Here is a 19006-nt window from a genome sequence, read left to right as displayed (position 1 = left end):
AGGACGGGTGCGTGAGAACCGACCCGGACAGAGGACAGTGGCGGCGATGCCGCCGGATCGTGGACGGACTCGATCTGCCCACCCCGTTCGACGCCGCCGCGTTCATCGGTGCTCTGGCGCGCCGGCGCGGGCGCCCGATCGAACTGCTCCCGGTCCCGCTCCTGCCGCACACGCCGTGCGGTCTGCTGGTCACCACCGCCCGTGCCGACTACATCCTCTACGCCGCCGACACCACACCCTTGCACCAGCAGCACATCCTGCTGCACGAGGCGGCCCACCTGATCTGCGGCCACGACAGCGCGACGCCGGCCATGTCCTGCGCCGCCGAGGTGCTGCTGCCGCACCTGCCCACCTCGCTGATCGAGCGGGTGCTGGGGCGGACCGTCTACACCGAGCCGCAGGAGCGGGAGGCCGAACTCGTCGCCTCGCTCATCCTGACCCGCGCGGCCCACCCGGTCAGGACCGGGGGCGCGCCGCTGTCGCCCGCCGGTGACCGGTCCCGGCTCTACGCCCTGTTCGGCGCGCGCGCCGACCGCAAGCGCCGCGGCGTACGGAAAGCGCATGCCTGACCTCGTCACGCTGCTCGCCGCGGCCGTCTTCCTCGCCTTCGCCTTCCACCAGACGGTGGCCAACGGGTGGGCCGGGGCGGACCCCGGCCACCGCAGCATCACCGGCTTCGCGGCCTGCATGGGAGCCTCGCTGCTGTTCAGCGCCCACGTGGTGGTGGGCGTCCTGCACCGGCTCGGGCCGGTGGACGCGCCGCTGATGATCTTCACCCACGAGCTGCGGATCTGCGCCCAGTCACTGATCCTGTTCCTGGCACTGTCCCTCAAGGTGCCCGTGCCGCCCGTGCGTTCGGTACGCCGGCAGCTCCGGCTCACGCTCGCCGTCGCCGTGGTGGCGGCCGTGATCCTGCTCACCGCGGACACCAGGGCGGAGCACGGGCTGCTGGTGGCGAGCGGTGGGCGCGGATGGCTGCTGGCGGCGTACAACGTGCTCTTCGCCACGTACGGGTCCTGGTGCCTGTTGGTCCTGATCCGCGAACTGACGCACCACACACGCCGGCTGGAGCCCGGGCCGCTGCGCACCGGCCTGCGTCTGATGGTGCTGGCCGCGGTCGTCGGCACCCTGTGGACCCTGTGGGTGCTGACCTTCCTGCCGGCCAACCTGACCCGGGGGCTGCAGGACCCCCGGGAGGAGACCGGCGCCGGAATTCTCGGGCTCGTCACCGCCGTGCTCGCCACCGCGGGGGCCACCGCGACCCTGTGGGGCGACCGGTGGACCGCCCTGCGGCAGGGCCCGCTCGGCATGCCGCGCCGCTCGCTGGTCGCGTACCGCAGCCACCGGAGCCTGGAACCGCTGTGGTCCGCGCTGCACGACGAGCTGCCGCAGATCGCCCTCAACCCGTCCCCGGCGCACCGGCTTCCGGGGCTGCGCCGGGCCGAGTTCGCCCTCTACCGCCGGGTCATCGAGATCCGCGACGGACACCTCGCCCTGCGGCCGTACTTTCCCCGCGATCTCTCCGACTGGCCGGACTGGTCCGACCGGCCGGACCGGCCCGACCGGTCGCTTGACGGTACGGACGGCACGGACCGTACGAGCGGTACGGACGGCGGCGCGGGCGAACGCGCGATCCTGGAGGCCGCCATGATCGCCGCGGCCCTGGAGAACAAGCGGGTCGGCCGGCCGCAGAGCGACACAGGTCCCCGCGGCCACGCCCCGCAGCCCGTGCCCGGCACGGTCGACGCCGAGGTCGCCTGGCTGCTCCAGGTCGCCGCCGCCTTCACCACCTCACCGGCGGTCGCCGTCATCCGCGACCGTGCCCGGACGGCCGGCGGGGGCCCGGCCGCACGCCGGAAGAGACGTCGGGAAGCGGCTACGCGCAGTCCGGGCACAGCCCCCGGTAGGTGACCTCCGCCTCGGAGACCGTGAAGCCGAAACGTTCCTCCACCGGGAGGTCGGCCAGCGGGTCGTTGGTGGGGTGGACGTCGCGGATCGTGCCGCAGCCGGAGCAGACCAGGTGGTGGTGGGGGTGGTGGGCGTTGGGGTCGTACCGCTTGGCGCGGCCGTCCGTGGCGACCTCGAGGACCTCGCCCAGCGAGACCAGTTCGCCCAGGGTGTTGTAGACGGTCGCCCGGGAGATCTCCGGCAGCCGGCGTGCCGCACGGGCGTGCACTTCGTCCGCCGTGAGGTGAACGTGCTCACCGTCGAGGACCTCTGCGACGACGCGCCGCTGGGAGGTCATCCGCCAGCCACGCCCTCGCAGTCGTTCCAGCAGGTCGCTCATGTCGGCTCACCTATTCAGGTTCGTGGGATACCCGCAGTTTACCAGTTGACGTCCGGATTCCGATCAGATATGCGTTTGGTGCACTTCTTGACTTGGACTCAGTCGATCGTAGGATCGGTTCCGGCGACAGCCAAGAGGCAGGGAGCCTCCCGTAGGGCAGGAGACGATGACGTGACGGACCACCGCCAAGGAGCCGTGCGGTGCCGGCCTGCGGGCCACCGTCGTCCGCGGCGCGCCGCCACCGGTGGCCGCCCGCGTCATCCGAGCCGCTGCCCGTGCCCCGCCGCTCCCGGCCGCCCGGCACGGTGACCGCCAGCCTTGAGTACCGCGATCCGCTGACCCGCTTGGTCCGGAAGGATTCCCATGTCTGAGAACCACGATGCCATCGTCACCGACCCGAAGGCGGAGGAGAGCGGAGGTGTCTGCCCGGTCCCGCACGGCCGCGCCCCGCACCCGACGCAGGGCGGTGGAAACCGTGAGTGGTGGCCGGAGCGGCTCAACCTGAAGATCCTCGCCAAGAACCCCGCCGTGGCCAACCCGCTCGGCGAGGACTTCGACTACGCGGCGGCGTTCTCCTCCCTCGACCTGGCGGCGGTCAAGCAGGACATCGCCGAGGTGCTCACCACCTCGCAGGACTGGTGGCCGGCCGACTACGGGCACTACGGCCCGTTCATCATCCGCATGGCGTGGCACAGCGCCGGCACGTACCGGATCAGCGACGGCCGTGGTGGCGCCGGCGCCGGCCAGCAGCGCTTCGCCCCGCTGAACAGCTGGCCGGACAACGCCAACCTCGACAAGGCCCGCCGCCTGCTGTGGCCGGTCAAGAAGAAGTACGGCCAGTCGCTGTCCTGGGCCGACCTGATGGTGCTGGCCGGCAACGTGGCCCTGGAGTCCATGGGCTTCAAGACCTTCGGCTTCGGCGGCGGCCGCGAGGACGTCTGGGAGCCCGAGGAGGACGTGTACTGGGGCCCGGAGAAGACCTGGCTCGGCGACGAGCGCTACACCGGTGACCGCGAGCTGGAGAACCCGCTCGGCGCCGTCCAGATGGGCCTGATCTACGTCAACCCCGAGGGCCCCAACGGCAACCCGGACCCGCTGGCCTCGGCCCGCGACATCCGTGAGACGTTCCGCCGGATGGCGATGAACGACGAGGAGACCGTCGCCCTGATCGCGGGCGGCCACACCTTCGGCAAGACGCACGGCGCCGGTCCCGCGGACAACGTCGGCGCCGACCCCGAGGCCGCCTCGCTGGAGGAGCAGGGCCTGGGCTGGCGCAACGCGTACGGCACCGGCAAGGGCGGCGACACCATCACCAGCGGCCTCGAGGGCGCCTGGACGAACACCCCGACCGCCTGGGACAACAGCTTCTTCGAGATCCTGTTCGGCTACGAGTGGGAGCTGAGCAAGAGCCCGGCCGGCGCCAACCAGTGGAAGCCGAAGGACGGCGCCGGGGCCGGCACCGTGCCCGACGCCCACGACGCGGCCAAGAGCCACGCGCCCACCATGCTGACCACCGACCTCGCGCTGCGCGTGGACCCGGCGTACGAGCAGATCTCGCGCCGCTTCCTGGAGAGCCCGGAGGCGTTCGCCGACGCCTTCGCCCGCGCCTGGTTCAAGCTGACCCACCGCGACATGGGCCCGGTCGTGCGCTACCTCGGCCCGGAGGTCCCCGCCGAGACCCTGGTGTGGCAGGACCCGCTGCCCGCGGTCGGTCACGAGCTCGTCGACGCCGCGGACGCCGCCGCACTCAAGGAGCAGGTCCTCGCCTCGGGCCTGACCGTCGCGCAGCTGGTGTCCGTCGCCTGGGCGTCGGCCTCCTCCTTCCGCGGCAGCGACAAGCGCGGCGGCGCCAACGGCGCCCGCATCCGCCTGCAGCCGCAGAGCGGCTGGGAGGTCAACGACCCCGAGGAGCTGGCGACCGTCCTGCGCACCCTGGAGGGCATCCAGGAGTCCTTCAACTCCGCGCAGAGCGGGGGCAAGCGGATCTCGCTGGCCGACCTGATCGTGCTGGCCGGCGGCGCGGCCGTCGAGCAGGCCGCGAAGGCCGGCGGCGTCGAGGTCGAGGTGCCCTTCCACGCGGGCCGCGCCGACGCCACGCAGGAGCAGACCGACGTGGAGTCCTTCGCCGCGCTGGAGCCCACCGCCGACGGCTTCCGCAACTACGTCGGCAAGGGCAACCGCCTGCCGGCCGAGTACCTGCTGCTCGACCGCGCCAACCTGCTCACCCTCAGCGCCCCCGAGCTGACCGTCCTCGTCGGCGGCCTGCGCGTCCTGGGCGCGAACCACAAGCAGTCCTCGCTCGGCGTCCTCACCGACGCCCCCGGCACCCTCACCAACGACTTCTTCGTCAACCTGCTCGACCTGGGCACGACCTGGAAGTCCAGCTCCGAGGACGCCACCACCTTCGAGGGCCGCGACGCCGCCACCGGCGCCCTCAAGTGGACCGGCACCCGCGCCGACCTCGTCTTCGGCTCCAACTCCGAACTGCGCGCCCTCGCCGAGGTCTACGCCAGCGACGACGCGAAGCAGAAGTTCGTCACGGACTTCGTCGCCGCCTGGACCAAGGTGATGGACCTGGACCGCTTCGACCTGGTCTGATCCTTCCCGCCCACTCCGACGAGTGACCTGTCGCCCCGGCCGCCTGATGGTGGCCGGGGCGATGGCGTGTACGGGCCCTGCCGGTAGGCGATTTCGCCGGTTTCACGGTGATCCGGGCGCCGTGTGCGACCCGTTACGGGTGGGGTGCCCGGGAAGGGTGGGGGTGTCCGGGGTTGTCACGTGTCCAAGAAGTGGAGCCACCTTGCACCTTTGGGGAGAAGTCGTGCAGAATGCGGTGGCCCAGGCCCGCCGGGGAGACGGCCTGCGAACACAAGCGGAGCGTGGCTGTGCAGCAAGTGGGGGAACCGCGGACGGCCGCGCGCAGGCGGGGGCATGCGGCGCATGCCGAGCCGGCGGCCGTCGACGAGAAGCCGCGGCTGGTCGTGCTGATACCCGCGCACAACGAGGAGGAGCGGGTCGGCGACGCGATCCAGGCGCTGCACGAGCAGACGCTGCCGCCGGACCTGATCGTGGTGGTCGCGGACAACTGCACGGACCGGACCGCGGCCGTCGCGCGCCGGGCCGGCGCCGAGGTGTTCACGACCGTCGGCAACCGGCACAAGAAGGCCGGGGGGCTCAACCAGGCCATCGAATGGATCCTGCCGCACCTGTCCGAACGCGACCTGGTGCTGGTGCAGGACGCCGACACCGTGCTCAACCCGCACTTCGTGCAGACCGCGGCCGGCACCTTCAACCGCAAGGTCGGCGCGGTCGGCGGGGTCTTCTACGGCGAGGCCGGTGGCGGCCTGCTCGGCCTCCTCCAGCGGATGGAATTCCACCGCTACGCCTGGGAGATAGAACGCCGCGGCGGCAAGGCGTCGGTGCTCACCGGCACCGGCACGATGTTCCGGGCCCGTGTGCTGCGCGAGATACGGCAGGCCCGCCTGGCCGGGCGGATCGGCGGCGGCAGCGGCTACTACAGCCTCGCCTCCCTCACCGAGGACGACGAGATCACCAAGGCCGTCAAGACGCTCGGCTACCGCACCATGTCCCCGGCCGGCTGCGCGGTGACCACCGAGGTCATGACGACCGTGCCCAAGCTGTGGCACCAGCGGATGCGCTGGCAGCGCGGCGCCCTGGAGAACCTGCGCGACTACGGCTGGACCCGGGTGACGTCCCGTTACTTCGCGCAGCAGTTCATGATCGGCTTCGGCGCGCTCAGCTTCCTGGCGTACCTGCTCTTCATGGCGCTCACCCTGCTGACCACCGGCTGGCCGGGACTGTCGCCCTTCTGGACGGCGATCGGCGCGATCTTCATCGTCGAGAAGACCGTCTCGGTGCGCCGGGCCGGCCCGGCCGCGATCCTCGTGGCGCTGATGATGGTGCCGGAGATGCTCTACGACCTGTTCCAGCACGCCGTGTACTTCGCTTCCCTGTGGGGCCTGGTCCGGCGCAGCGAGGAGACCTGGGTGCCCACCTGATCCCGCACCCGCCCCCGTGAATGTCCCCCCACATCACGCACCACCACGTTCCCACCTCATTCGCCTCATTCGGGAGGACCTTCATGTACGGACGAGTCATCGGCGCGGGTACCACGGGTGCGGGTGGCGCCACCCTGGCCGCCACCGGCATCTGGGCGCACAACCTCGCCCTGTTCGTCGCCGCCACCACGCTGGTCGCCGCGGGCACGGCCCTGTTCAAGCTGGCCCCGCGCCGCCGCGCCGGCCGTTGATCGAACCCACAACCCCTGGTTGTGCTCCCGCGTGACTACGTGATGCGGGCGGAAACGAACGGAGCCCCGGCCGCCTCCCCGGCCGGGGCTCCGCGTGTGTGGGCTCCGCGTCAGCGGTACGCCGTGACGTCAGCAGTAGACGTGGCTGCGCGAGCGGTTGTTGTACGAGCAGATGTCCGCGCGGGCACCGGTGGAGCGGCGCGGCGCCGCGGCGACGCCCGTGGCCACGGCGGCCGTGGCACGGCATGCGGCAGCGACAGTCCTGATGCGGTACAAGGTGCCCCCTGGCGGCAGCCGGCCTTCGTCGGCCGGCGAGAGCCGCAATCCTAGGGGAGCGCGCCGGGCCGGCGCCCGGAAAATCCGAAAAGACGTAGATCGGATACGTCGTCCGTGAGACCGAGCGCACAGCCGGGCTCCGCGGCCGGGCGCGTACGCTCGATCGGGGGCGGACGCACCGGTGAGGCCGCGGGCCACAGAGCCGGTGCGCCATGGAGCCGGTGGTGGAGAGGCGAGGTGGTGGGGCGGTGCGGCCGACGACACTGCTGTGGGTCACGGCGGGCGCGGGCCTGGCGGTGGACCAGAGCACGAAGGCCATCGCCGCGGTGCTCGTGGAAGGTCATGGCGCCACGCACGCCCTCGGTGGCGCGGTGACCTTCACCGCGATGCGCAACTCCGGCGCGGCCGGGTCGTTCGCGCCGCACGCCACCTTGGTGTTCACGCTGATGGCGCTGGTCGTCGTGGGCGTCATCGCGCGGGTGTCGCCGACCGTACGGCGGCCCGGCTGGGCGGTCGGGCTCGGCCTGCTGTTCGCAGGTGCCGGCGGCAACCTGATCGACCGCCTCTTCCGTACCCCCGGCTTCGGGCGCGGCGCCGTCCTGGACTTCATCCAGATCGGCCACTCCGGCATCTTCAATCTCGCCGACCAGTGCGTGACGGCCGGGTCGGTGGTGATCCTCGTGCAGACCTTCCGCGGCATCCCGATGCGCGGCGGGGTGCGCGGCCGTACCGAACCCTGAGCCGTACCGGCGGTTCCGGCTTCATCCGGGTGCTTCCGGACGTTTCCGCGTGCTTTCCGGCCGCGTTCCGGGTGCCGGCCGGCGCCCGGCGGGGCAGGGTGGAGAAAGAGGGCGCGAGGAGGCGGCCGTGGACTTCGACGTGATCGTGGAGATCCCGCAGGGATCGCGCAACAAGTACGAGATGGACCACGAGGCCGGGCGGATCCGGCTGGACCGGATGCTGTTCACCTCCACCCGCTACCCGGCGGACTACGGCTACGTGGACGGCACCCTCGGCCACGACGGGGACCCGCTGGACGCCCTGGTGCTCACCGGCGAGCCGACCTTCCCCGGGTGCGCGATCGAGTGCCGGGCCATCGGGATGTTCGTGATGCGCGACGAGCAGGGCCTGGACGAGAAGGTGCTGTGCGTGCCGGCGCACGACCCGCGCTGGGAGCACGTGCGCGACATCCACCACGTCAGCGAGTTCGACCGGCTGGAGATCACCCACTTCTTCGAGGTCTACAAGGACCTGGAGCCCGGCAAGTCCGTCGAGGGCTCGCACTGGGAGGGCCGCGCGCAGGCGTACGCGGAGATCGAGGCGTCCCGCGTGCGCGCCCACACCCCCCACTGAGGACTCCCACCGAGGACCGCGACCGAGGACCGCGACCGAGGCCGGCTTCCTCCCGTGCGATCCGGGGCGATCCGGTACGTATCGCCGCCCCCGCCGGGTGCCGCCCCGCCCTCAGTAACGATTTGCGGCCGCTGTACGCTCCCCTGTTCGAAGCCGCGTGGACCGCGGTGGAGCAACCCTGTGGAGTGGTGTGATGGCCGAGCACGCGGTGATGTGCCCACCGGTGACCCCCCCGGTGCCCGTGCCCGGCCCGCACCTGTCCGCGGGGCCGCGCCGCGAGGCCCGGGCGAGTACGGCCCGGGGGAACGGCGGTTCGGGGCGGCGCGCTATGTTCGGACCGCCCGGGGGTGTGCGCGCCCGAGACGGCGGGGAGACGAGGCCCCGCACGCGCACCTGAGATCCCGGCGGACGGCCGCAGCGCCCGGGGGAATCGGGAGACGGGGGCGCCGTACGGTGCCGGCGAGCCGAAAAGGACCGAAAAAGGACCAAAGAGGATATACGTGGGCAGGGCGGTGGTACGCCGGCACGGCAGGATGAGCGACGGGGAGCTGGGCGACGCGGTCGAGCGGGCCCGCGACGGCGACGAGGCCGCGTTCGCGGCCGTCTATCGCGAGGTCCATCCCCGGCTGGTGGGCTACCTCTACGGGCTGGTCGGCGACGACGCCGACGACGTCACCTCCGAGGCATGGCACGACATCGTGCGCGACCTGCACCGCTTCCGCGGCGACGGAGAGGCGTTCCGGGGCTGGGCGGCCACCGTCGCACGGCACCGTGCGCTGGACCACCTGCGCCGGATCAAGGTCCGGCCGCGCACCACCGCACTGGACGAGATCACGGCCGAACCGGCCACCCCCGGCGACTCCGAGGGCCTGGCGCTGGAGAACATCTCCACCGAGCAGGCGCTGGCCCTGATCGGCGAACTCCCGCAGGAGCAGGCCGAAGCGGTGCTGCTGCGGGTCGTGCTCGGCCTGAACGCGCCGATGGCGGCGCGGGTGCTGGGCAAGCGGCCCGGCGCCGTACGCACCGCCGCCCACCGCGGGCTCAAGCGCCTGTCGGAACGCATCGGGACGCAGCCCGGCCAGTTCGGGCCGGGACGGCAGGACCGGCAGACGGGCGGCGGTCACGGAGGTCAGGGCGGCCCGGACGGCCGCGGCGGCCAGGGAGATGTGGACGGATGAACGAGAGCCGGGAACGCGGCGCCCTGCTGGCCGCCGACGACGCCGAGCGGCTGCTCAGCGGGCAGGCGCCGGGCGGTGCCGACGACGAGCTGGCCGGCCTGGTGCGGCTGCTGGTGGCCGCCGGCGAACCGCTGCCGTGCCGCGCGGAGGACGAGCTGGCCGTGCTCGACGCCTTCCGGCAGGTCAGCGCGGCGGGCCGCCCCGGGGACGCGCGGCGCCGGGGCGCGGCCCCGCTGCTCGCCCCGCAGCGCTCCCGCCGGCAGGTGAAGGCGCTGGTCGGCGGGGTCGCCGCGGCGTTCACCCTGAGCGGCGTGGCGATCGCGGCCCAGACCGGCGCCCTGCCGCACCCCTTCCACTCCGGCGGCACCCCGCACCGCAGGCCGGCCCCGCCGGTCACCGTCTCCGATACGGCACCGGGCGCGAACCGCCCGGCCGGGACCGCCGGACCGGCCGCCGGGTCCCCGGCCGGCCGCAACCCCGCGGCCCCGACCCACCCCGCGCACCCCACCCACCCCGTCACCGGCTCCCATGCCGACACGGACAACCACGGGTTGTGCGAGTCGTACACCCAGGCCGCCAAGCAGGGGCACCAGGCGTCGGTCTCCATCCGCCTGCGGCTGTCCCAGGCCGCCGGCGGCGAGGCGAAGGTGGACTCCTACTGCGCGGCCGTCATCGGCGCGGGCACCCCCACCAACGGCGCCGGCCCCAAGCCGAAGTCCACCCCGACCTCGACGCCGACCACGACCCCGAGCCCGTCCGGCTCGCCGTCGCCGGCCGCCACCACCGCGCCCACCCCCACGGCGCCGACCGCCACCCACCACACGGCCGCGGCCCACGCCTCCGCCTCCCCGTCCCCCTCCACCTCGCCGGCCGCCTCGTCCACGGGGCCGCACCGCCACTGACGCCGGCCTCTCCCGGTCCCCGCCGTCACCGAATCCACCGGGCAGTTCCCCAAAATTCACCCCGGGACGGCCCAACTCGCGCCCGATTCCTTACCGTTCGCCCCGCGGTCACCCCCGTAAGTGTGTGCGAAATCTCGTTGACACAGAGACGTACTACGCTTCGCTCACACATGATCGGAAGCTGACAAGGGGGATCCGCGATAGCACTACGGATTTGGCTCAGCAGCGCGGGCGTGGCCACCACGCAGGTGATGCGGATGCTGCGCGACAACCCGGACGGGACGGCCGTCCGCATCTACGCCACCAACGTGGACCCGGACGCCCCCGCGCTGTCGGCCGGGGACGTGGGGGAGGTCGAACCCCGCTATGTCGGCGACGCCGACTACGCGGAGTTCGCACTGGATTTCTGCCGGCGGCACGCCATCGACGTGCTGGTACCGCCCAGACGCCTGGGCGCGCTCGCCGGCCTGGAGGAACGCTTCGCCGCAGTGGGCACACACCTGATGTGCTCGCCGCGCCCGGCGATCCGTGTCCTGACGAACAAGAGCCGTACGTACGAGGAGGCGCGGGCCGCCGGCGTGCCCGTACCGCCCTGGCGGGTGGCCACCGACGCCGACTCCTTCCGCGAGGCCGTGGAAGAGCTGGCGGCGGGCGGGGACAAGGTGTGCGTCAAACCCGCGGGGGAGTACTCGGCGTTCGGCTTCCGGATTCTCGACGACGGGCCGCTGCGGGTCAGGGACCTGCTCGCCCCGCCGCTGCCGGTGGCCTCCGTGGGCGCGGTCGCCGACGCGCTGCGGCAGGCCGCCGACGAGGGCGAGGCCGTGCCCGAACTGCTGGTGATGCCGTATCTGGACGGCCCCGAGGTGAGCGTGGACTGCCTGTCCGCGCCCGGTGGGCGGATGCTGGCCGGCATCGCACGGTCCAAGGTGGGCCGCTACCGGCACATCCTGGACGACCCGGCCCCGGTCGCCCTGGCCCGGCGGCTGGTGGCGCACTTCGGGCTGGCGTACCTGTCCAACGTCCAGGTGCGGCACCTGCACGGCGAACCGGTGCTGCTGGAGGCCAACCCGAGGGCGTCGGCGGGCGTCTTCCAGACCGCCTTCACCGGGGTCAACCTGCCCTGGGCCGCGGTACGTCTGCTGCTGCACGGCGACGCGGGCCCGCTGCCCGCGCCCCGGCTCGGCGGCCGGATCGCGGTCACCGAGACCGCCGTGGACCTGAGCCCCGCCGCGGTCGAGGCGGCCCGGGTGGTACGTGCGGCATCGGCGGGCGGGCCCGTTGCCGCTCCGGTGCCGGCAGTCGCGGCGGCGCCCGTGCCCTCGGTATCCGAAGACCGTCCCGTGCGCGCGCTGGCCGATCTCGGCGGCGGCCGGGCGGCCACGGTCGCACCTCAACGAAGGCCCCGCGAGGACCACTTGGTGCGGGGCGAGGCCACAGCGACGGCGGGCTGAACCGGGCGCCGCGCGAGCGGTCGTACGACCGGAAGCCATACGACCGCTGGGCCGCGGGAGTTGTGCGGCTTCGGGGACGGTACGAAGGGGAGTCCTACGGTCGTGGGCCCGTACCGCTGCGGGGCCGGGGACCGGCACGGTCGTGGGCTCGTGCGGCCGGTGGACCGCGGAGAGCGTACGGCCGCGGGCTCGTAGGGCCGTGGGGCTCGTACGGTCGTGGGTTCGTGCGGCTGCTGGGCTCCTGCGGTTGTGGGCTTGTACGGCTGCGGGGACCGGCACGGTCCGTCTTCGGGCCCCGGGCCGCCCCGGAGCCGGGCGGCGGCGCCGCACGTCACGGAACCCTCGCCGGGAGGGTCAGTTCCCGGCGAGCTCGTCGACGCGGGTGGTGGCCAGGTCCAATTCGGTGCTGCCCGAGCCCAGTTCGGTCACGGACTTGGCCAGCAGCGAGGAATTGCCGGTGGTGGCGCCGTCGGAGCAGTCGGCGGCGGCCTGGGCGAGCAGGGACAGGGCCTTGGACCAGTGGGCCTGAACGGTCGCTTCGGGGACGGCCGGGTAGACCTCGGCGGCGCGCAGGTCGGTCTGGAAGGTCACGCAGTCCTGGCCCATGCTCGTGGTGTCGCCGGCCGAGGAGTCGTCCTGGACGGCGGACACGTCGCGGGACAGCGTGGCCATGGCGGTGGTGCCGCCGCCGGAGGACCAGCCGCGCAGTGCCGTGGCGGTGGCGGGGGAGGAGCCGCGGCTCGCGCCCGGGGTCGCCGTACCGCCCCCGGAGTGCGCGCCGCCGCCGGCCCGTACCGCGACCACGACCACCACGACGACGGCCAGCGTGCCGAGGAATCCCAGCAGGCCGGCCCGCAGCGCCGACCCGGCCGAGCCCCGGCCGGGAGGACGTCCGGTCCCGTGCCGGGCCCGCCGGCGGCCCCCCTCGTCCTCGCGGTCGGGCGCCGAGACTCTGCCGGGCACATCCGGATGCGGCACAACAGCCCCCAAAGGTTCGCACTGTGTAGCGAGCGGGAGCATGCCACCACAACGGCCGCAGGCGGAGTGACATTTGCCGGACCGTGATAAAAACCGGCAAGCGACCGCATCGGGGCATATGCCAGGCGCCTGCGGGCGGGCGTGGCGGGCGGCTGTGGCGGGGCCCGGCTCAGCCCTCCAGCCAGGTGCGCAGCGCCCACCACCAGCGCAGGGTGCCGGGCACGGCGGAACCGGCGGCCGGGCCCGTGGCGGGGGCGCCGCCGTCCGGGCCGGCCGGGGCGGGCGGGTCCAGCGCGGCACCGGTGGCGCGGGCGAGCTTGGCCAGGCGGTAGCGGACGGTGTTGGGGTGGACGTGCAGCGCCGCGGCCGTACGGTCCAGCCGCCGGTCGTGGTCGAGGTAGGCCAGGGCGGTCAGGGCGAGTTCGCGGTGGAAGCCGTCGGCCGGGTCGAGAGCGCCGAGCAGGCGGTCGGCCAGCAGCCGGGCCAGGTCGGGCTGCGCGGCCAGCGCGGTCTCGGCGGCCAGATCGGTCAGGTGGTGCGGGCCGCGCAGCCCCGCCGCGTCCGCCGCCCGTAACGCCCGCTCGCACAACGGATACACGGCCGGCACCTCGGCCAGCGTCAGCGCGGGGGAGACCACCAGCAGCGGGCCGTCCGGGTCCAACTGCGCCGGCAACCGCGGGGTCAGCCCGGCCAGCCGGCCGTCGACCAGGCCGAACAGCCCGCCGGGCACGGTCAGCCGGCGCTCCAGCGCGTGCGCCTGCACCGGCCCGGCCACGTCCGACAGCACGCAGTGATACCGCACGTCCGGATGGAGCCCGGCCCCCAGCACCTCCTCCGCGCCCGGGTGCACCGCCGGATCGCCGTGCAGCAACCGCCGCAGCACCTGTGTACGGGCGTCCCGCGCCGTGCGGGCCAGCTCCAGCTCGGCGGTGTGATACCCCTCGATCACCTGCCGTTCCATGGCGGAGGCGTGCCGGTCGAAGTGCAGCATCGCGTCCAGCAGCACCGCGTCGGGCACCCCGGCCGACCGCCCCCGCGCCACCCCGATCTCCAGCGCCCGCCGCCGCCCGGCCTGCACCCCGCGCAGCAGCCCGGTCAACGGCACGCCCTGCACCGCGCGGTCGGCCCCCAGCAGTGCCGCCCGCGGATCCTCCTCGACCGGCTCGCCCCTGTCCCCGGAAGCGCCGGCTCCTTCGTAGGCCCGCTCGAACGTCGTCAGCCCGGCCGCCAGCAGCACCCGTACGTGCCGACGGTTCTCGGCCACCGGCAGCCGGGCCACCTCCGGCGAGGTCCGCGCGGCGGCCACGACCTCGTCCACGACGGAGGGGTCGGTGATCATGGAATGCAGGACGTCGGCGAGGGCGCGGTGCGGGGTTTTGGCGACGGGGTGGGGCGGGCCGGGGGGATCGGGGGCGGCTTCGGGACGGGTTGGGCTGTCGGGGGCGCTCGGGTTGTGGGGGCTGTTCCGGTTGTTCGGCCGGTTCCGCTTGCCGGGGGTGGCCGGGACTTCCGGACCGATGGGCTTGTCAAGGGCGCTCGGGCTCTCGATGTCGCTCGGGCTGCCGAGCGCGGCCGGGTTGTCGGAGCCGCTCCCGTTGTTCGCGCCGTTCAGGTCGTTGGGGGCGACTGGGTTGGCTGGGCCGTTCCCGTTGTTCGGGCCGTCCCGGTCATCGAGGCCAGGCGGGATGCCGGGGCGGCCCGACCTGTTCCCGTCCTGCGGCCTGCCCGAACCGTTCGGGTTGTGCCGGTGGTCCAGGTGCGTCATCGTCAACCGCCCTCCCTCGCGCGCCGGCCCGGTCGTACGGCCGTCCCTGGTGCCGCCGTTCCCGTGCGGGCCAGTACGGACGCGGCGCCCGCGCGTACGTGTCGCGTACGTGTCGCGTACGGGCGGCCCGTACGCCTTCGCGCCGGCGTGCGCGTACCGCCGTACCACCGGCGCCGTACCCCCGTACCGCCGTCCGTACCGTGCCGCCTCCCGCCGTACGTACCGCCGCGCCCGGATGCCGTGCGGCAGGCGGCCGTTGTGGCCCGCGTACAACGACGGCCCCGGGGCTTGGTGACCGCGTACCTGTCAACCGTGCCCGCGGGGGCGCAAGGTGACACCCGCCGCCTCCCCCCTCGTACGCCAAGGAGCCGACCGTGCCGACCGTGCCGATCACGTCCCGTCCGCGCGCCCGCCGCGGCCCGCGCAGCCTCGCCCTGCTCGCCGCCGCTGTCGCCGTGGTGGCCGCCACGGCCGCTCCCGCCGGGGCCACCGCCCACCGCCCAGCAAACGCAGCCACCGCCGTCAGTGCGACCGACCTGCGCGAGGTGCTGCTCGTCGGCAACAACTGGGACGGCACCGCCGATGTCATCAAATCCAGCGGGGACTTCGCCCGGATCGCCCGGATCAACATGATCCCGGACAAGGCCCAGCGGCTCGCGGAGATCTACCTCGACCCGGTCAAGCTCGCCTTCTTCCTCGGCATCCGCAACGGTGTCGGCGAGGGCCACGACCAGTTCGTGGACGACATGTACACCACGCCCGACGGGAAGTCGGTGGTCGCCTCCCGGCCCAGCTTCGCCGACGTCGTCTCCATCGACCTGGCCACCGGGCACCTCAACTGGCGCTTCCCCGTGGCCGGTTACCGCTCCGACCACATGGCCGTCTCGCCCGACGGCACCCGGATCGCGGTCTCGGCGTCCACCGCCCGTACCGTGCACGTCCTGGACATCAACACCGGGCAGCAACTCGGGTCCTTCGGCACCGGCGACGAGCCGCACGAGAACTACTTCACCAAGGACGGCCGTTACATCTGGGACATGTCCATCGGCAACGTCGAAACCGCCCTCGACGACCCGATCTGGGACTGGACCAAGGGCGACCGGCACATCACGATCGTGGACGCGCACACCTACCAGCCGGTCCGCACCATCGACATGCGCTCCCGGCTGGACGCGGCCGGCCGCAGCGACCTGTCCAACGCCATCCGCCCGGCCGCCTTCAGCCCCGACGAGTCCACGCTCTACTTCCAGGTCTCCTTCTTCAACGGCTTCATCGAGTACGACATCGCGTCCGACCGCATCACCCGGATCAAGACCCTGCCGGGCAATCCGGCCACCAACCCCGACCGGACCACCTGGATCAACGACTCCCGCCACCACGGCCTGTCGATGAACCCGGCCGGCACCAAGCTGTGCGTGGCCGGCACCATGGACAACTACGCCACCGTGGTGGACCGGGCCACCCTCCAGGAGGGGCCGCTGATCCCGGCCGCCACCCCCTATTGGGCGACGGTGAGCGGCGACGGCAAGGACTGCGTGATCTCCGAGGCCGGCGCCGACCAGGTGACCGCGATCGACTTCGCGACGGGGCAGAAGGCGGCCTCCGTCGCCGTCGGCGACCACCCGCAGCGGGTGCGGCTCGGGCACGTACCGGCGGACTGGACGGGGCCGGCGTCCTGACCCTGATGTCCGGTGTCGTGGTGCGGGCCCGGCCGTAACCTGTCCTTCGGCCGGGTGCCGCATCCGCGACGTGAAATAGCGGGCCCATCGGTGCTGGCCCCTGGCATAGTCCCGGTATGGACACCGATCCCTTCTGGACGCTCATCGCGGAGTGCCGGCGGCAAGGGCTCAGGGGTGACAAACGGGACGCGTGGCTGCGCGACGCACTGACCCGGCTGCCCCCGGACGGGATCGTGCACTTCCAGGCGTGTCTGGAACACGTCACCGACCAGGCGTTCAGCTGGAACCTGTGGGCCGCCGCCGACCGGGTCTTCGGCGGCTGGTGCTCCGACGACACCTTCTGCTACTTCCAGCGGTGGATGATCGGCCTGGGCCGGCCGGTCTTCGAGTCCGTGGTGCACGACCCGGACGCCCTCGCGTACGCGCCCGAGGTGCTGCGGCTGAGCGGCCTGCCGCGGGCGGCCTGGGGCGAGGACTGGCCCGAGTGGGAATCGCTGAGCTACCTGGCGCCCGAGGCGTTCGAAACGGTGACCGGCGCCACCGACGACGGCGACTCCTTCCACGCCGCCACCACCGTGCTGCTCGACTCCGACCGGCCCTACCGGCTGCGCCCGACGGCGCCCTCCGGTTCGCGCTGGAGCGTGCTCGACGAACCGGAGGCCGCACGGAGGCTGCCGCGGCTGAGCGTGATGTTTCCGTTGCCGGAGGGGACGGGGTGAGCGCTCACTTCTGGGGTGACGGGGGGTGTGCGCGGGGTTCCGGGTGCGGGTGCGGGGGTGCCGATCGGGTGTCGGATGCGGATCGGGGGCGGGGCGTGGACGGGGCGCCGGGTGCGAACGGGGCGCCGGGGTGCGAACGGGGTGCCGGTCAGGTGCCGTTGACCAGGCGTATGTAGCGGACCCAGTCCCAGTTGGGGCCGGGGTCGGTGTGGTCGGTGCCGGGCACTTGGCTGTGGCCGATGATGTGGTTGCGGTCCTTGGGGATGCCGTACTTGTCGCAGATCGCGGCGGTGAGCGCGGCCGAGGCGTGGTACATCGCCGTGGTGAAGTACGCCGGCTGGTCCACCCAGCCCTCGTGCTCGATGCCGATGCTGCGGGTGTTGTAGTCCCAGTTCCCGGCGTGCCAGGCGATGTCGTGCTCCCGTACGCACTGGTCGATGGCGCCGTCCGCGGACCGGACCACGTAGTGCGCGCAGGCGGCGTGCGCCGGGTCCTGGAAGAGGGAGATGGTGTCGGCGAAGGTTTCCTGGGTGACGTGAATCACCACGAGGTTGATCGGATACGTCGAAGGGCGGCTGGCGGCGGTGTAGTTCGCGGTGCTGGCCGGGGCCCAGATCGCCGACGGGTAGTCGACGGTGGCGGCGGCCGCTGTGCCCTGCCCGGTCCAGAGGTCACCGGTCAGGGCCGCCCCGGCCGCGGCGCCGAGCGCGAGCCCGCCGCGCAGGATCGTACGGCGGGTGGTGGCGGGGGCGGGGTCGGGTGCGGGGGCCGGCGCGGAGGCGGGTGTACGGCGGCCGGTCGGGTGCGGGTCGGTGTCGCCGGCGGCGCCGGTCTGGCCGGAACGGGTGCCGGGTCGGCCTGACGACGGCTGGACGGACGGGAGTTGCTGATGGCGGGAACGTTCCACGATGACTCCCTCTCACGGGCGATCAGACGGTCGCGTGCATGACAATCTGCGAGGCGTGTTCATCCTGCGACCACCACCCCTGACCTGCCAAGCGGTTCCCGTATTGGCAGAGGTCCATACCGGTGGCGCCCGACCCCGCCAAACCGCCCCACCTACCCGAAACCGGCCTGCCCGCAACCATCCATTCACGCACCGTAGTCACCGCGGCGTCCCTCGCGTAACAACTGACACACGCTCACATCGCTGCCCGGCCACGTCTCCTGCCTGCTTTATCCCTGCTACGCGCCTCCCGCCCGATTGGTTCCCGCCGCCAACTCTTCGATTCGGCTTGGAAAACACGTCGGGCTCTATTAACGTTCGATAACGCAGCGCGGTCGTCACCGCCCTTTCCGGCGGTACCGTGCGCTTGCCGAATCCCGTGCGCGGGAACCGGGGAACCAACAGAACAGGGGTGAATCGGGCGGCAGCGCCGCGGCCCGTAGGAGACCTTCTTCCTCCGAACCCGTCAGCTAACCCGGTAGGCGAAAGGGAAGGAAAGGAGTGCGCCCGCAGTGGCGTCGAACCAGTCTGCCTACGCACCCGCACCTCCGGACGGCGACCCCGCCGGCGCCTGGGACCCGACTCCCGCCGCGCCGACCGCGACCCTCGAACCGGAGTTGCCCGAGCCCCCGCGGCCGCCGGTCTTCCCGGCCCCCCTGCCGCCCCTCGCTCCCGTGGCCGACGACGACGCCCACGACGCCACCTCGCGCGACCGCACCCGCCTGCCCCGCCAACGCGCCGTCAGCCGCGGCTCCACCGTCCTCGGCATAGCCGCCATGGCCGCCGTCGGCGCCGGCGGAGTCGCCGTCGCCGCCCCCGCCGAGTCCCCGACCGCCGGTCCCGGCACCACGGCCCCCATATCCGCCCCGGACGTGACCCCTCCGTCCGTTCAGGACGTGAACCCGGACTCCGCGCGGGACCTGACCGTTCAGAACCTGAACTCCGGTACCACCACCCTTCCGGACGGCGACCGCGCCCGGGGGAACGAGGCGGGCGAGGCCGGTAGTGCGCCCGCCGGCCCGGGTGAGGCCGGTGGTCTCGCCGGCCCGGCTGGTGCGAGCGGTTCGGCTGTGTCGGACGGGCGGGACGGAACGGGTGGCCCGAGCGACTTGGGCGATCTCAGCAGGCTGGGTGACCTGGGCGTCCTGACCGGCTCGAGCACCTCGGGGGGTGGGGCCCCCTCCCCCTCCCTCCCCACCACC

General features: G+C 73.1%; 16 protein-coding genes, 1 pseudogene and 1 riboswitch. Of the genes and pseudogenes, 13 read left to right on the top strand and 4 right to left on the bottom strand.

The window, feature by feature from the left end:
• Window positions 1-59: 59 nt before the first annotated feature.
• Both ITX44_RS30895 and ITX44_RS30890 read left to right on the top strand, forming a co-directional pair.
• Window positions 60-569, top strand: a complete 510-nt coding sequence (locus ITX44_RS30895; RefSeq protein ID WP_307795578.1) for a ParH-like protein — start codon at window positions 60-62, stop codon at window positions 567-569.
• Window positions 562-1911 carry an MAB_1171c family putative transporter gene (locus tag ITX44_RS30890; RefSeq protein WP_205361349.1) on the top strand — a complete coding sequence of 450 codons (1350 nt, stop codon included), beginning with the start codon at window positions 562-564 and terminating at the stop codon, window positions 1909-1911. Before ITX44_RS30895 ends, ITX44_RS30890 begins: the two co-directional genes overlap by 8 nt.
• On the opposite strand, the gene ITX44_RS30885 is transcribed toward ITX44_RS30890, so the two are convergent.
• Window positions 1877-2287, bottom strand: coding sequence for a Fur family transcriptional regulator (locus tag ITX44_RS30885; RefSeq protein ID WP_205361347.1), 411 nt, complete (start codon window positions 2285-2287; stop codon window positions 1877-1879). The genes ITX44_RS30890 and ITX44_RS30885 overlap by 35 nt on opposite strands.
• A 363-nt stretch (window positions 2288-2650) precedes the next feature.
• On the opposite strand from ITX44_RS30885, the gene katG reads away from it, so the two are divergent.
• The 8 genes from katG (at window position 2651) to ITX44_RS42380 (ending at window position 11717) form a co-directional block, all read left to right on the top strand.
• Window positions 2651-4885, top strand: coding sequence for a catalase/peroxidase HPI (katG, locus tag ITX44_RS30880; RefSeq protein WP_205361345.1), 2235 nt, complete (start codon window positions 2651-2653; stop codon window positions 4883-4885).
• Between the two features lie 281 nt (window positions 4886-5166).
• Window positions 5167-6306 (top strand): glycosyltransferase family 2 protein, encoded by a 1140-nt coding sequence (locus tag ITX44_RS30875; RefSeq protein WP_372441044.1) that lies wholly within the window; start codon window positions 5167-5169, stop codon window positions 6304-6306.
• 83 nt (window positions 6307-6389) lie between these two features.
• The gene (locus tag ITX44_RS30870) at window positions 6390-6557 is read left to right on the top strand and encodes a hypothetical protein (RefSeq protein WP_205361333.1); all 168 of its coding nucleotides are present in this window, start codon (window positions 6390-6392) and stop codon (window positions 6555-6557) included.
• 524 nt (window positions 6558-7081) lie between these two features.
• Window positions 7082-7573: a signal peptidase II gene (locus tag ITX44_RS30865; RefSeq protein WP_205361332.1), complete on the top strand. Its 492-nt coding sequence runs from the start codon at window positions 7082-7084 to the stop codon at window positions 7571-7573.
• Between the two features lie 127 nt (window positions 7574-7700).
• Window positions 7701-8186: an inorganic diphosphatase gene (locus tag ITX44_RS30860; protein WP_205361331.1), complete on the top strand. Its 486-nt coding sequence runs from the start codon at window positions 7701-7703 to the stop codon at window positions 8184-8186.
• A gap of 500 nt (window positions 8187-8686) precedes the next feature.
• On the top strand, window positions 8687-9364 hold the full coding sequence (locus ITX44_RS30855) for an RNA polymerase sigma factor (protein ID WP_372441043.1): 678 nt from the start codon (window positions 8687-8689) through the stop codon (window positions 9362-9364).
• A complete protein-coding gene (locus tag ITX44_RS30850; protein WP_205361330.1) occupies window positions 9361-10266 on the top strand; it encodes a hypothetical protein in 906 nt (301 codons plus the stop codon). The genes ITX44_RS30855 and ITX44_RS30850 overlap by 4 nt, the downstream gene beginning before the upstream one ends.
• 233 nt (window positions 10267-10499) lie before the next feature.
• On the top strand, window positions 10500-11717 hold the full coding sequence (locus ITX44_RS42380; protein WP_307795577.1) for an ATP-grasp domain-containing protein: 1218 nt from the start codon (window positions 10500-10502) through the stop codon (window positions 11715-11717).
• A gap of 354 nt (window positions 11718-12071) precedes the next feature.
• Here ITX44_RS42380 and ITX44_RS30840 read toward each other — a convergent pair whose 3' ends face one another.
• Together ITX44_RS30840 and ITX44_RS30835 are read right to left on the bottom strand one after the other, a co-directional pair.
• On the bottom strand, window positions 12072-12680 hold the full coding sequence (locus tag ITX44_RS30840) for a hypothetical protein (protein WP_205361329.1): 609 nt from the start codon (window positions 12678-12680) through the stop codon (window positions 12072-12074).
• 184 nt (window positions 12681-12864) lie between these two features.
• Window positions 12865-14460, bottom strand: coding sequence for a PucR family transcriptional regulator (locus ITX44_RS30835; RefSeq protein WP_236062041.1), 1596 nt, complete (start codon window positions 14458-14460; stop codon window positions 12865-12867).
• Between the two features lie 434 nt (window positions 14461-14894).
• On the opposite strand from ITX44_RS30835, the gene ITX44_RS30830 reads away from it, so the two are divergent.
• The gene (locus tag ITX44_RS30830; protein WP_236062040.1) at window positions 14895-16139 is read left to right on the top strand and encodes a YncE family protein; all 1245 of its coding nucleotides are present in this window, start codon (window positions 14895-14897) and stop codon (window positions 16137-16139) included.
• A 116-nt stretch (window positions 16140-16255) separates the two neighbouring features.
• A complete protein-coding gene (locus tag ITX44_RS30825) occupies window positions 16256-16858 on the top strand; it encodes a DUF4240 domain-containing protein (protein ID WP_205361327.1) in 603 nt (200 codons plus the stop codon).
• 148 nt (window positions 16859-17006) lie between these two features.
• Here the strand turns inward: ITX44_RS30825 and ITX44_RS30820 are convergent, their stop codons facing one another.
• Window positions 17007-17585 (bottom strand): N-acetylmuramoyl-L-alanine amidase, encoded by a 579-nt coding sequence (locus tag ITX44_RS30820; protein ID WP_205361548.1) that lies wholly within the window; start codon window positions 17583-17585, stop codon window positions 17007-17009.
• Between the two features lie 577 nt (window positions 17586-18162).
• Window positions 18163-18304, top strand: a riboswitch (cyclic di-AMP (ydaO/yuaA leader).
• Window positions 18305-18316: 12 nt separating this feature from the next.
• On the opposite strand from ITX44_RS30820, the pseudogene ITX44_RS30815 reads away from it, so the two are divergent.
• Window positions 18317-19006: pseudogene (locus tag ITX44_RS30815) on the top strand (hypothetical protein); the annotation flags it as partial.

Origin of the sequence: Actinacidiphila acididurans (assembly GCF_016918855.1) — a bacterium.
Lineage (GTDB): Bacteria > Actinomycetota > Actinomycetes > Streptomycetales > Streptomycetaceae > Actinacidiphila > Actinacidiphila acididurans.
This window is presented reverse-complemented; position numbering and strand designations above follow the sequence as displayed.